11 protein-coding genes and 1 pseudogene are annotated in these 13571 nt (G+C 72.7%); 7 read left to right on the forward strand and 5 right to left on the reverse strand.

The annotated features are described in order from the left end of the window. The first annotated feature begins 537 nt into the window (after positions 1-537). On the forward strand, positions 538-987 hold the full coding sequence (locus ACIQMU_RS14545) for a PTS glucose transporter subunit IIA (RefSeq protein WP_352243309.1): 450 nt from the start codon (positions 538-540) through the stop codon (positions 985-987). A 76-nt stretch (positions 988-1063) separates the two neighbouring features. Continuing rightward, complete coding sequence (gene ptsP, locus ACIQMU_RS14550; RefSeq protein ID WP_402688952.1) at positions 1064-2734, forward strand: phosphoenolpyruvate--protein phosphotransferase; 1671 nt, start codon at positions 1064-1066, stop codon at positions 2732-2734. Between the two features lie 77 nt (positions 2735-2811). Here ptsP and ACIQMU_RS14555 read toward each other — a convergent pair whose 3' ends face one another. After that, complete coding sequence (locus ACIQMU_RS14555; RefSeq protein WP_402688953.1) at positions 2812-3783, reverse strand: hypothetical protein; 972 nt, start codon at positions 3781-3783, stop codon at positions 2812-2814. A 76-nt stretch (positions 3784-3859) separates the two neighbouring features. Next, the gene (locus ACIQMU_RS14560; RefSeq protein WP_352243306.1) at positions 3860-5839 is read right to left on the reverse strand and encodes an acetoacetate--CoA ligase; all 1980 of its coding nucleotides are present in this window, start codon (positions 5837-5839) and stop codon (positions 3860-3862) included. Between the two features lie 218 nt (positions 5840-6057). Between ACIQMU_RS14560 and ACIQMU_RS14565 the strand changes: the two genes are divergently transcribed. After that, entirely contained in the window at positions 6058-8424 is a 2367-nt protein-coding gene (locus tag ACIQMU_RS14565) for a glycoside hydrolase family 31 protein (RefSeq protein ID WP_352243305.1), read from the forward strand. Between the two features lie 165 nt (positions 8425-8589). On the opposite strand, the gene ACIQMU_RS14570 is transcribed toward ACIQMU_RS14565, so the two are convergent. Next, positions 8590-9153, reverse strand: a complete 564-nt coding sequence (locus ACIQMU_RS14570) for an NUDIX domain-containing protein (protein ID WP_402688954.1) — start codon at positions 9151-9153, stop codon at positions 8590-8592. Between the two features lie 137 nt (positions 9154-9290). Between ACIQMU_RS14570 and ACIQMU_RS14575 the strand changes: the two genes are divergently transcribed. From ACIQMU_RS14575 to ACIQMU_RS14590, 4 genes and pseudogenes are all read left to right on the forward strand, one after another. Then, entirely contained in the window at positions 9291-10097 is an 807-nt protein-coding gene (locus tag ACIQMU_RS14575) for a M15 family metallopeptidase (protein WP_402688955.1), read from the forward strand. A gap of 131 nt (positions 10098-10228) precedes the next feature. After that, a complete protein-coding gene (locus tag ACIQMU_RS14580) occupies positions 10229-10606 on the forward strand; it encodes a DUF962 domain-containing protein (RefSeq protein WP_352243302.1) in 378 nt (125 codons plus the stop codon). Between the two features lie 84 nt (positions 10607-10690). After that, complete coding sequence (locus ACIQMU_RS14585) at positions 10691-11212, forward strand: Zn-ribbon domain-containing OB-fold protein (RefSeq protein ID WP_402688956.1); 522 nt, start codon at positions 10691-10693, stop codon at positions 11210-11212. Next, a pseudogene (locus ACIQMU_RS14590) lies at positions 11209-12396 on the forward strand (lipid-transfer protein). The gene ACIQMU_RS14585 and the pseudogene ACIQMU_RS14590 overlap by 4 nt, the downstream one beginning before the upstream one ends. Before the next feature lie 149 nt (positions 12397-12545). Here ACIQMU_RS14590 and ACIQMU_RS14595 read toward each other — a convergent pair. Further along, on the reverse strand, positions 12546-13154 hold the full coding sequence (locus tag ACIQMU_RS14595) for an ATP/GTP-binding protein (RefSeq protein ID WP_352243300.1): 609 nt from the start codon (positions 13152-13154) through the stop codon (positions 12546-12548). After that, positions 13135-13569 (reverse strand): DUF742 domain-containing protein, encoded by a 435-nt coding sequence (locus tag ACIQMU_RS14600; RefSeq protein ID WP_352243299.1) that lies wholly within the window; start codon positions 13567-13569, stop codon positions 13135-13137. Before ACIQMU_RS14600 ends, ACIQMU_RS14595 begins: the two co-directional genes overlap by 20 nt. Positions 13570-13571: the final 2 nt, after the last annotated feature.

A 13571-nucleotide genomic window follows, 5' to 3' on the forward strand; every position in this document is an offset into this window, starting at 1 on the left:
GCTGTTGAGTTCTCAAGGAACGGACGCTTCCTTCGGTCCCGTTTCACCGGGGCCCTCCGGGCGCTTCCCTTCGTTTACTGCTTTGTCTTGCTGTCCTGCGTTTCCGACTCTATCAGACTCTTATCTGTCCGATTCTCGGTCGAAGCGGGCCGAGCGATCCTGCTGGTATTGCTTCTTTTCGCTTTCCAGGTTCTTCGCTTTCGCGTTTTCCCTTTCCGGCGAGTCCGACTCTATCAGGCCCTTTCCGCTTCCCTGACCACGTCCTGCGGGCATGCCGAAGAAGGGTTCAAGGTTAGGATCTGGGCTTGAAGGTCGCCGCCGACCCCCGACTCAAAGTCGCGTTGGGGTCAGGCAGGAGTACGACAGTACAGGCCGCCGGGAGTCGAGGCAAATCGTTTCTGGTGCACCCCTAGGTCCGCCAAGCGGTAGGTCTCGGGCGGAACCGGGACTTCATATGACTTACTCTGCTGAGCAGTACGCCGTCCCCCATCAGCCGCGGCGGCGACACCTGAATCTCCACCCCCTGGGAGGCCCCCCATGACCAACGTGACGTCCCCTCTTACTGGACGCGCCATCGGACTCACCGCGGTTCCCGACCCGGTCTTCTCCGGCGCCATGGTCGGTCCCGGCACCGCCGTCGACCCCGTACGCGAGCCCTCGGAGGCCGTGTCCCCGGTCGACGGCGTCGTCGTCTCCCTTCACCCCCACGCGTTCGTCGTCGTCGACGCGGAGGGGCACGGGGTCCTGACCCACCTCGGCATCGACACCGTCCAGCTCAACGGCGAGGGCTTCGAGCTTCTCGTCAACAAGGGGGACACCGTGACCCGGGGCCAGGGCATCGTGCGCTGGGACCCGGTCGCCGTCGAGGCCGCCGGCAAGTCACCCATCTGCCCGATCGTGGCCCTGGAGGCCACCGCCGAATCACTCTCCGAGGTCCGTGAGGACGGGGACGTGAAGCTCGGCGACACGCTGTTCGGCTGGCAGTGACGCCTCGCGCGCAGTGACAAGCCAGTTGCACAACCACCGCGGTGACTCGGTCGCCGCACAACCGGAGACGGGTGAAATGGAGACAACGCTGCGAGGCGTCGGCGTGAGCCACGGTGTGGCCATCGGCGAGGTTCGGCACATGGGTACGGCGGTGCTGGAGCCGCCCGCCAAATCGATTCCCGCCGAGGAGGCCGGTCGCGAACAGGGGCGCGCCAGGCAGGCGGTGGAAGCGGTCGCCGCGGATCTGATCGCTCGCGGCAACCTTGCCGGCGGCGAGGCACAGCACGTGCTCGAGGCGCAGGCCATGATGGCGCAGGACCCGGAGCTGATGTCCGACGTCGACCGGCGCGTCGCCGTGGGCAGCACCGCCGAGCGTGCCGTGTACGACGCGTTCGCCGCGTACCGGGCGCTGCTCGCCAATGCCGGGGAGTACCTGGCGGGACGGGTCGCGGACCTCGACGACGTACGGAACCGGATCGTGGCGCGCCTGCTCGGTGTGCCGATGCCCGGCGTGCCGGACAGCGACGAGCCGTATGTACTGATCGCGCGTGACCTGGCGCCCGCCGACACCGCGCTCCTCGACCCGGCGCTGGTGCTCGGCTTCGTCACCGAGGAGGGCGGACCGACCAGCCACAGCGCCATCCTGGCGCGGGCGCTCGGCGTACCGGCCGTGGTGGCGCTGCCCGGCGCCGGTGAGCTGGCCGAGGGCACGGTCGTCGCGGTGGACGGCAGCACGGGTGAGATCTTCGTCGACCCGAGCGACGAGAAGCGCGCCGAGCTGGAGGGCGCCGCCGCCGCTCGTAAGGCGGCGCTGTCCGCCTCGACCGGCCCCGGCGCCACGTCGGACGGGCACAAGGTGCCGCTGCTCGCCAATGTCGGCGGCCCGGGCGATGTGCCCGCGGCGGTCGAGGCGGGGGCGGAGGGGGTCGGGCTGTTCCGGACCGAGTTCCTGTTCCTGGACGACAGCAAGCAGGCCCCGTCCGAGGAGAAGCAGGTCGCGGCCTACCGCGCGGTGCTGGAGGCGTTCCCCGAGGGGCGTGTCGTCGTACGCGTGCTGGACGCCGGCGCCGACAAGCCGCTGGACTTCCTGACCCCGGCCGACGAGCCGAACCCGGCGCTGGGCGTCCGTGGGCTGCGGAGTCTGCTGGACCATCCCGAGGTGCTGCGTACCCAGCTGACGGCGCTCGCCAAGGCCGCCGAGGGTCTGCCGGTGTATCTGGAGGTCATGGCCCCCATGGTGGCCGACCGCATCGACGCCAAGGCGTTCGCGGACGCGTGCCGGGAGGCCGGTCTCCGCGCGAAGTTCGGCGCGATGGTGGAGATCCCGTCGGCGGCTCTGCGGGCGCGGTCGATCCTTCAGGAGGTGGAGTTCCTGTCGCTGGGCACCAACGACCTGGCGCAGTACACCTTCGCGGCCGACCGTCAGGTGGGCGCGGTGTCGCGGCTCCAGGATCCGTGGCAGCCGGCGCTGCTGGATCTCGTGGCGCTGTCCGCCGACGCGGCGCGTGCCGAGGGCAAGAGCTGTGGTGTGTGCGGTGAGGCGGCGGCCGATCCGCTGCTGGCGTGTGTGCTGACGGGACTGGGCGTCACCTCCCTGTCGATGGGCGCCGCGTCCATTCCCTATGTGCGGGCCACACTGGCCAAGTACACGTTGGCCCAGTGCGAGCGGGCGGCGAACGCCGCTCGCTCGGCCGACTCCGCGGACGAGGCGCGCAGCGCGGCGCAGGCCGTGCTGTCCGGCGAGTAGCCGAGCAGGCCGGGGCAGGGGTGTTGGGGAGGGGCTTTCCGCCGGGTGGCGGGAAGCCCCTCCTGCTGTGTGGCGTCTCAGTGGTGGGGCTCGGCCGGGTCGGCCCCGATGTCGAATCCCGCGCAGTACTCGACGCCGGATTCCGGGGAGACGGGCTCTCCGGTGTCCGCGTCGGTGCAGTAGGCGTTGAAGACCTCGCCGGCGGTGAGCGGGGCGAGGGCTCCGTGGGCCAGACGCCAGCCGTGGACGCGGTCCGTGCTGTCGGGTGCGCTGGTGCGCAGGACGACTCCCGCGCGCGATTCCAGGGCGATGGCCACCGCGAGGACGGTGGCGAACTCCGCGCCCGCCGCGCTGTCGAGGCGGGCCGGTCCGGTGTTGTCGCGGTGGGTGTGAAGGACAGCCAGGAGCTGGTCGTTGTCCGTCGGGGTGCTGCACACCAGGTGGTGGGCCCCCGGGCCCGCCGTCTCCAGGAGGCGCATGAGGAGGTGCGAGGCCCGGTCGAAGGCGGCGCGTCCGATGTCCTGGCCGCAGTCGGCGCAGGCGCCGAGGTCGGTGAGGAGGAGTGTGGCGTACTCCCAGGTGGCCTGGCGGACCGCGCGGGCGACGAGGTCGGGGATGAGGTCGCTCAGGCGTTGGCCGGTGTAGGCGACGGTCGCTCCGGCGGCGGCGATCTCCGCGGTGAAGCGGCTACGGCCGGCACCGGTGTCCGCGTCGATTCCGGACTCCGCGCAGAACTCGGCGTAGTCCTCGGGGTCGAAGAGGGCGATCGTGGTGTGCATGCCCTGGGCGGCCAGCGCCTTGAGCAGCCCCTCCACCTGTCGCAGGTAGACGGTGTGGTCGTCGAAGGGGAAGGTGCGATATCGCCGCATGGCCGCGAAGTCCTCCTCGTCGACCAGGAGACCGACGGTGCTGGGGGCTTCGCGGCGCAGCGTGCGTCGCAGGGTGCTGTCGTGCTTGCTGTCGTGCTTGCTGCCGTGCTTGATTCCCGATTTGGTGCGGCGCTTCGCCTTCTGCGTGTGGCTGTGCCTCGTGTGGTCGGTGTGTGCCATGCGTCCCCCTGTTGTCGCCGCTGAGCGCGGTGAAACCTTGCTCACTCAGCGTAATCAGAGGGTCTGACAGGCGGGCTTATCGGCGGCGGCGCGCGGCCAGTTCGGCGTAGAAGCGGAGGAGGTCGAGGTTGTCGACGGAGCCCGGGTTGACCGCCTTGGCCAGGTCGGTTCCCTGGAGCAGGCGCTTGACCGGAACCTCGATGCGCTTGCCGGTGAGGGTGTGCGGGATGCCGGGGACCTCGATGACCTCGTCCGGTACGTGGCGTGGGGAGAGGTTCTCGCGGATGGTCCGCTTGATCGCGGCCCGCAGGTCGTCGTCGAGGGTCGCGCCGTCGGCGAGGTGGACGAAGAGCGGCATCCAGTAGCCGCCGTCGGGTTCTTCGAGGCCGATGACGAGGGATTCGCGGATCTCGGGGAGCCGCTCGACGGCCTCGTAGATGTCGGCGGAGCCCATGCGGACGCCCTGGCGGTTCAGGGTGGAGTCGGAGCGGCCGTGGATGATCACCGAGCCGTGGTCGGTGATGGTGATCCAGTCGCCGTGCCGCCAGACGCCCGGGTACATGTCGAAGTAGCTGTCGTGGTAACGGCTGCCGTCGGGGTCGTTCCAGAAGCGGATGGGCATGGAGGGCAGCGGGTTGGTGACGACCAGCTCACCGACCTCGCCGATGAGGGGTTCGCCGGCCGGGCCCCAGGACTGGAGGTCGGTGCCGAGGCAAGGGGCCTGGAGCTCGCCGATGTGGACGGGGAGGGTGGGGACGGCCCCGGCGAAGCAGCTGCAGACGTCGGTGCCGCCGCTGACGGAGGCGATCCAGAGGTCTTCGGCCACCTCGTCGTGGAGCCAGCGGAAGCCGTCGGGCGGGAGCGGGGAGCCGGTGGTGGCGACGCACTGGACGCGGGAGAGGTCGAAGTCGCGGCCGGGGTGGACGTCGGCCTTGCGGCAGGCCATGACGTACGCGGCGGAGGTGCCGTAGAGCGTCGCGCCCGTCTGTTCGGCGACCCGCCACTGCGCGCTGATGTCCGGATAGCCGGGGCTGCCGTCGTACAGGACGACGGTGGTGCCGGTGAGGAGGCCGGAGACGAGGAAGTTCCACATCATCCAGCCGGTGGAGGTGTACCAGAAGAAGCGGTCCTCGGGTCCGAGGTCGCAGTGCAGGCCGAGCTGCTTGAAGTGTTCGAGCAGGATGCCGCCCTGGGACTGGACGATGGCCTTGGGCAGGCCGGTGGTGCCGGAGGAGTAGAGGACCCACAGGGGGTGCTCGAAGGGGACCTGCTCGAAGACCGGCTCGGTGTCGGCGGAGGTGAGGGCGGCCCAGGCGAGCGCGCCCTCGGGGGCGTCGGTGCCCAGCAGCGGGATGTGGACGACGGCGCGCAGGGTGGGCAGTTCGCGGCGGAGCTCGGCGACGGTCTCGGTGCGGTCGTGTTCCTTGCCGCCGTAGCGGTAGCCGTCGACGGTGAACAGGACGACGGGTTCGATCTGCTGGAACCGGTCGAGGACGCTGCGGGCGCCGAAGTCGGGGGCGCAGGAGGTCCAGACGCCGCCGACCGCGGCGGTGGCGAGGAAGGCGACGACGGCCTGCGGGATGTTGGGGAGGTAGCCGCTGACGCGGTCGCCGGGGGTGACGCCGAGGGCGCGGAGTTCGGCGGCGAGGGAGCCGACCTGGCGGCGGAGCCGGGCCCAGCTGACGGGGACCTGGGTGTGGGTCTCGTCGACGTACAGGAGGGCGGGGGTGTCCGCGCGGTCCGGGTCCTCGGCGGTGCGCAGGGCGTGCTCGGCGTAGTTGAGGGTGGCGCCGGGGAACCAGGTGGCGCCGGGCATGGCACGGTCGCCGAGGACGCTCTCGTACGGCGTGGAGAAGCGGATGTCGAACCATGCGGCGACGGCGCGCCAGAAGGTGTCGAGCTCGTCGACGGACCAGCGGTGCAGGGCCGCGTACCCGCCGTCGGCCGGCGCGCCGTAGCGGGTCGCGGCCCAGTTCTGGAAGCGGGTGACGGCCGCGGCCTCGATACGGTCGGGGCCGGGCTGCCAGAGCGGGGCGTCGGGCGTGGCTGCGGTCATGAGGGCTGCTCCCTGGCAGTACGGGTACGCGGGGTCGGCGTGTCGGCGCGCACGGGCGGGGGTGTGCGCGTGAGCGGCTGACACGGACGATGCCATGTGATCGTCTTCGGCACCAGGGTGGCCCCGCCGTCGGGGGTTCGGCCCCTTCGGGCCCGGCATGGGTGAACGGGAGTTGAACGGAGGGTTCTGCGCGTCGGGCGGGTGGCAGGGTGTGCGCCATGGACGGTCGTGACCTGGTGCGTCGGGTGAGGTTGGTCGGTTCGTTGCGGGGGCTGCGCGCGGTGCGCTCGGCCTGGCGGCGCAGGTCCGCGGACGCGGCGGCGCTGCCGGCGCGGGGGCCGGAGCGGGCCCGGGTGCCCGGTGCGCTGACGGGTGCGGAGCCGGGTCCGGGCGGGGGCGTGGTGCGGTTCGCCCGTTCGGAGCTGCGCATCCGTGTGTCGGTGGGCGGCGCGGTGTTCTGGGCGTGGGACGGGGCGGAGCCGCTGCCGTCGTACGCGGTGGCGGGTGAGGCGCCCGCGCCGGATCCGCGGGCGGTGCTGGAGCCGGACAAGGACGGCGGCTGGCAGGTGGTCTCGGAACGGCTCACGGTGGTGGTGTCACGGACCGGAGCGGTGGAGCTGCGGACGCCGGGCGGGCTGATGTTGCGGCGTGAGCTGCCGCCTCGCTGGTGGGAGCCGGTGGGCGGAGGGCCGGTGCGGTGGGTGCAGCGCTCCGAGGTGCCGGCCGACGCGCGGTTCTTCGGTCTGGGCGGGCGGGCGGCGGGGCCCCGGTTGCGGGACGGGGTGTACGGGCTGTGGAACACGGATCCGGGCGGGCGTTTCGGTCCGGGGGACGATCCGCTGTCTCTGACGATGCCGGTGCAGGTGGTGGTGTCGGACGCGGGGACGCATCTGACGTTCCACGACAACAGCTGGGCGGGCCGGGTGGTGCTGCGGGAGGGCGAGGAGGGCGCGGGGTCGGGGCACGACCGGCCGGGGACGTGCGAGGTGCGGATGGAGGGCGGGCCGCTGCGCTGCTGGGTGGTGGCGGGGACGCCGGCCCGGGTGCTCCAGGGGTGGACGGCGCTGACGGGCGTGCCGGCGCTGCCGCCGTCCTGGGCTCTGGGGCCGCAGCACGCCCGGTGGGGGTTCGGGAGTGAGCGGGAGGTGCGGCGGGTCGTCGACGGGTACCGGGAGCGGGGGCTGCCGCTGTCCGTGCTGCATCTGGACATCGACCACTACGACGGACACCGGGTGTTCACGGTGGACGAGGAGCGGTTCCCCGCGTTGCCCGCGCTGGCGAAGGAGCTGCGCGAGGACGGGGTGCGGCTGGTGTCGATCGTGGATCCGGGGGTGAAGGCGGAGCCGGGCGACGCGGTGTTCGACGGGGGTGTGGCGGTCGGGGAGCGTGGTGCGTACGTCCGGGACGCGCGGGGGCGGGTGGTGGTCGGGGAGGTGTGGCCGGGGGCCTGCGTCTATCCGGACTTCACTGATCCGCTTGTGCGGGATTGGTGGGGATCTCTGTACGAGGAACGGCTTGCGCAGGGCTTCTCGGGGGTCTGGCACGACATGAACGAGCCGGTCTCCTTCGCGGCGTTCGGGGATCCGTCGCTGCCGCGTTCGGCCCGGCACGTGCTGGAGGGCGCCGGTGGTGATCATCGCGAGGCGCACAACGTGTACGCCCTGGCGATGGCGCGGGCCGGGTACGAGGGGCTGCTCCGGCTGCGGCCCGCGGAGCGCCCGTTCCTCTTCTCGCGGTCGGGCTGGGCGGGGATGCAGAGGTACGGGGGCACCTGGTCCGGGGATGTGTCGACGGGGTGGCCGGGGCTGCGGGCGTCGTTGTCGCTGGTGGTGGGTCTCGGGCTGTGCGGGGTGCCGTATTCGGGTCCGGATGTGGGCGGGTTCGACGGGTTCCCGTCGCCGGAGCTGTATCTGCGGTGGTTCCAGCTGGGGGCGTATCTGCCGCTGTTCCGGACCCATGCGGCGATCGACGCGGGGCGGCGGGAGCCGTGGGAGTTCGGGCCCGAGGTACTGGAGCACGCGCGGGCGGCACTGGTGGAGCGGGAGCGGCTTCACCCCTACTTCGTGACGCTGTCCCATGTGGCGCGGCTGACCGGTGCGCCCTATGTGCGGCCGATGTGGTGGGGCGCGCCGGGCGACCGGGCGCTGCGTGAGTGCGAGGACGCGTTCGTGCTGGGCGACGCGTTGCTGGTGGCTCCGGTGCTGGAGCCCGGGGTGCGGCGGCGGGCGGTGCGGCTGCCCCGGGGGCGGTGGTACGACACGGCGACCGGGCGGGCGTACGAGGGTTCGGGCCAGGTCCTGGTCGACGCTCCGCTGTCGCGGGTTCCGGTGCTGGCGCGGGCGGGCGCGGTGATTCCGGTGCGGGGGGCGGACGGCGGTCCGGAGCTGGAGGTGTGGGCGCCCGCGCCGGGGCGTACCGGCGGGGGGCTGGTGGTGCGGGACGCGGGTGACGGGTGGGCGGAGGCGGAGGTCGAACGGTATGTGACGCGGTGGGAGGGCGACCGCGTGGTGGTGGAGCGGGGGGACGGCGCTGGGGGCGGGATCGACTGCCCGGTGCGGGTGCGGGGGGTAGGCGAGCGGGGTTGAGGGGGCGCGAGGGCTGGATCAGGGGGCGTGGGCGCGGGGTGCTGCCGCCCCCGCTGCGCCCCGCCCCTCCGGCCGCCGCCGTCTCGTCCCCTCCCTTGGCCGCCCCCGCTGTGACCGCCTCCGCCGTGTCGCCTCTCCTCCGGCCGGGCCCCGCGCTGTGCCGCCTCAGGAACAGCGGCCGTCGAACCAGGCGTCGGCGGCTTCCGTGTGCAGGGGGAACGCCAGGGGGCGCGGGCCGTACAGGACGTCGTAGCCGGACGTCTCGTCGGTGGGAACCGAGGGCGGGAGGCTCGCGAGAGGGCGTGCCGGAAGCAGGCCGAAGACCAGGAGGTGGCCGCCGGTGTCGCTGAGGACGTCGGCCAGCCGGACGTCCTGTGCGGCGGCGCAGATGCCGGTCTCCTCGCGCAGTTCGCGGACGACCGCCGCCCGCCAGTCCTCGGCGTGGTCGATGAACCCGCCGGGCAGGGCCGTGCCGCCCTTCTGCGGCTCGATGGTGCGGGTGATGACGACGAGTCCGGTGGAGCACGGGCCGGTGACGGGGAGCATGGCCACCGCGACGGGGAGCGGGTTGCGGTATGCGGTGGTTACGCAGTGCGTGCAGGTGCGGGGCCACGCGTCGGCGGACGGGAGGGCGGTGTACGGGGCTCCGCACGTGCCGCAGTGGGAATCCCGTGCGTACCGGGGCGGCCGCGGGGCGGCTGGTTCGGGGCTGCTGCCGTATTCGGACACGGGCGGACTGTATCGGACCGTCCCTCCCGTCTCCCGGGGGCGGCCTTTCCAGGCGCCGCCTTCCGGGCCGTCCTTTCCCGAGGGCCGCGACGCCGCGTCCTTTCCCGGGGGCCGCGAAGCTGATAGACGATGTGCCCATGACAGGAATGCGTACCGCTCTCCGCGCCCTGGCCGCCACGGCCGCCACCCTCCTCGCCGCCACCGCCCTCTCCCCCGCGGCTCAGGCTCGCCCCGAACCGCGGGCTCCCGGCGAGTTCGTGGCGCTGCACTCGGTGGATCCGACGATCATCCAGGACATGCGCTACACCACGGCGCACAACTTTCTGGGCGAGCGGGTGGACGGCTACCGGCAGCCGGTCTGCATCCTCACCCGGCCCGCGGCCCGCGCCCTGCACCTGGCGCAGCGGCGGCTGCTGCGCCAGGGATATTCGCTGAAGGTGTACGACTGCTACCGGCCGCAGCGGGCGGTGGACCACTTCGTGCGGTGGGCGAAGGACCTGGGCGACCAGTCCACGAAGGCGGAGTTCTATCCGCGGGTCGACAAGGACCGGCTGTTCGCGGACGGGTACATCGCGGAGAAGTCCGGGCACAGCCGGGGCAGCACGGTGGACCTGACCCTGGTCAGGCTGCCGGCCGCGCCGGCCCGGCCGCAGGTTCCGGACGAGGGGCCGACCCCCTGCTTCGCGCCGCAGGACGAGCGGTTCCCCGACAACTCGGTGGACATGGGCACGGGGTACGACTGCTTCGACACCCTGTCGCACACGGACGACCCGCGGATCCAGGGCGCCCAGCGCGCCAACCGGCAGCTCCTGAAGCGGACGTTGGCCGAGGCCGGGTTCGCGAATCTGCCGGAGGAGTGGTGGCACTTCACCTTCAGGCCCGAGCCGTTCCCCGACACCTACTTCGACTTCCCGGTGCACCGCCGGTCGGTCGCCGGGCACTGACAGGGCGGACCCGCTGCCGGGAAGCGGCGACGGGCGACCGGGACCACCCCCGTGGGCTCCGGCCGCCCGTTCTTCATCTCGGACGCGAAAGAGGCGTGTTCGGTTGCCGATCGGACGGCTACGGTGCCCGTATGTCACAGCAGACGTTCGAAACGTACGAGGAGTTCTGGCCGTACTACGTCGCGATGCACTCCCGGGCCGCCACCCGCTGGGTCCATCTGACCGGCACCCTGACCGGGCTCGCGCTCTCCGGGTACGGGCTGGCGCGCGGCCAAAAGCGCTTTCTGGCGGCACTGCCGCTCATCGGCTACGGCACGGCGTGGCCCGCCCACTTCCTGATCGAGAAGAACAACCCGGCCACGTTCGGGCACCCGGTGTGGTCCCTGCGCGGGGACGCGCGGATGATCCGGACGATGCTCGCGGGCCGGGACGCCGAACTGGCGGAGACCGCGGCGAAGTGGCTGGCGGAGCACGGCACGGACGAGCGCGCCGGGGACGGGCGCGACTGAGGGCGGCGGACCGGGCCCCTCGCCGGACGAGGACACCCGTGGCACACTTCTGACGTTCCGTCAGTTCCAGTGCCGGGAGGGGCTTTGACGCGCACGCGCATACCCGTGGTGGCCGGTTGGTTCACCGAGTACGCCGCGGAGGAGGAATTCCGGCTGCTGGGCACCCGCTGCTCCGGCTGCCGGTCGGTGCACTTCCCCCGGGAGGACGGCCACTGCCGCAACCCGGGCTGCCCCGGGGGCGAACTGGCGGAGGTGCCGCTGTCGAAGCGGGGCACGGTGTGGTCCTGCACCGACGGGCGCTACCGGCCCCCTCCCCCGTACGTCAGCGATCCCGGGGCGCCCTGGGCTCCGTACACGCTGGTCGCCGTCGAACTGGCCGCCGGGCGCATGGTGGTGCTGGGACAGGCCGCCCCCGGGGTGGGCGTGGCCGATCTCCCCGTCGGCTCGGTGGTGGAGGCGGTGCCGGGCGTCCTGGACGAGGACCGGGCGACGGGCGTCGTGCACACGACGTGGCACTGGCGGCCCGTGCCGGCGGGGGACGCGGCCGGGGGGCCGGGGGCCGGCCGGCTTCCGGACGCCGGACCTGACCAGGGGGGCGCCTCATGACGGGCGAGGTGGCCGTCCTCGGCACCGGAATGCATCCGTGGGGGAAGTGGGGGCGAGGCTTCGTGACGTACGGCCGGACCGCCGCGCACCGCGCACTCGCGGACGCGGGATCGGCTGGCCCGAGATCCGGTCGGTGGTCGGCGCGCAGACGGTGCGCGGAGGCTATCCGGGGTACGTGGCGGGGGCCGCCTTCGCCCGGGCGCTCGGGTGGCAGGGAGCGCGGGTGTCGTCCGTGTACGCCGCGTGCGCTTCCGGGCCCAGGCCATCGACACGGCACGGGCACAGATCCTGGCGGGGCTGGCGGACGTGGTGCTCGTGGTGGGGGCGGACGCGGCGCCCAAGGGCTTCTTCGCCCCGGCGGGCGGGGAGCGGCCGGACGATCCGGACTGGCTGCGCTTCCGGGTGCTCGGAGCGACGTACCCCGCGTACTTCGGGCTGTACGCCCGCCGTCGCATGGCTCTGTACGGGGACACTCCGGAGGACTTCGCGCTGGTGAAGGTGAAGAACGCGGCGGCGGGGGCGCTGAACGAGTTCGCCCGCTACCGGCGCCCGGTGACGGCCGATGAGGTCGCCGCCTCGGCGATGGTGGCCGATCCGCTGCGGCTGCTGGACATCTGCGCCACGTCCGACGGGGCCGCCGCGGTGGTGCTGTGCGGCATGGATTTCGCGCGGCGGCACGGGGTGCGTGATCCGGTGCGGATCCGTGCGGTGTCCACCGTGACGCCGACCTACCCGAGGACCGTCCTGGACCTGCCGGACATCGGCACGGACTCGGCGGTGGCCGTCGAGCCCTCTCCCGAGAGCTTCCTGGCCTCGATCGCGCGCACCGCGTACGAGGAGGCGGGCATCGGGCCGGAGGACCTCTCGCTGGCCGAGGTCTACGACCTGTCCACGGCCCTGGAGCTGGAGTGGTACGAGGGCATCGGGCTGTGCGGGCCGGGTGAGGCGGCACAGCTCCTGCGCACGGGGGCGACCGCGCTGGGCGGCCGGATCCCGGTGAACGCGAGCGGGGGCCTGGCCTCGTTCGGCGAGGCGGTCCCGGCCCAGGCCATCGCGCAGGTCTGCGAGCTCACCCGGCAGTTGCGCGGCCGGGCCGGGACCGGCAGATCCCGGGCGCGCGGGTCGGCATCACGGCGAACCAGGGGCTGCTCGGGCACGGCTCGGCGGTGGTCGCGGTCCGGTGAATCCCGGGGGGCCGGCAGGTTTTCGCTGCCCTTCACTTGACTGGGCGTCACCGCCGCAGAACACTCGGGGCCCGGTCCGCCGGACGACGTGCGGCCCGTACCCCTGTCGGCGGGGGTACGGGCCGCACGCGTGGCGGGACGCCCCCGGCTCAGGTGGCGACGGGCTCGCGGGCCCGTGCCGCACGCTCCAGGGCGTGCTCCACGACCGCGACCAGGACGTCGCGCACGGAGGACCGGTCCCGTGCGTCGCAGACGAGCACCGGGACCTCGGGGTCGAGGTCGAGGGCGGCCTGCACGGTCTCCGTCGGAAACCGCTCGGCGCCCTCGAACGTGTTGACCGCGACCGTGAAGGGGATCCGCCTGCGCTCGAAGTAGTCGACCGCGGCGAAGCAGTCCTCCAGCCGCCGGGTGTCGGCGAGGACGACCGCGCCCAGGGAACCCTGGGCCAGTTCGTCCCACAGGAACCAGAAGCGGTCCTGGCCCGGTGTGCCGAACAGGTAGAGGACCAGGTCCTCCCGCAGGGTGATCCGGCCGAAGTCCATCGCGACCGTGGTGGTGGTCTTGCCCTCCACCCCCTCCAGATCGTCCACCGGGCGGCCCGCCTCGGTGAGGCGTTCCTCGGTGCGCAGCGGCCTGATCTCGCTGACCGAGCCGACCGCGGTCGTCTTGCCGACGCCGAACCCTCCCGCCACCAGGATTTTCAGGGTGACAGGCTCGACGAGCCGCTGCTTTCGGCGGCTAGAGCGCCCGAAGGCCATGGATAACCTCGCGAAGAATGCTCACGTCCGGCAGCTCGGCCGGCGGAACGGGACGGGTGACGTGCACCAGTTCGTCCTCGACGAGATCACCCACCAGGACCCGGACCACCCCGACGGGGAGGTCGAGTTCGGCGGCGAGCTCGGCGATGGACTGGGGCATGTCGCTGCAGAGTTCGACGATCGCCACGTGTTCGGGGGCGAGCGTCTGATCCCGGCCGGGATCGTCGGCGGCCGGTTCCGGCACGACGAGCGCGATCAGGTCGAGGCGATGACGGGAGGCGCTGCTGGTACGTCCCCGGGTCATCGCGTACGGGCGGACCACCGGTCCAGCCTCCGCGTCGTACCACCGCGAGACCTGGGGATCGACGGTCCCGTCATCTCCGGGACCGGCGCCCCGGGGGGAGTCGGCACTCATGC

Source organism: Streptomyces sp. NPDC091649, from assembly GCF_044756785.1.
GTDB lineage: Bacteria > Actinomycetota > Actinomycetes > Streptomycetales > Streptomycetaceae > Streptomyces.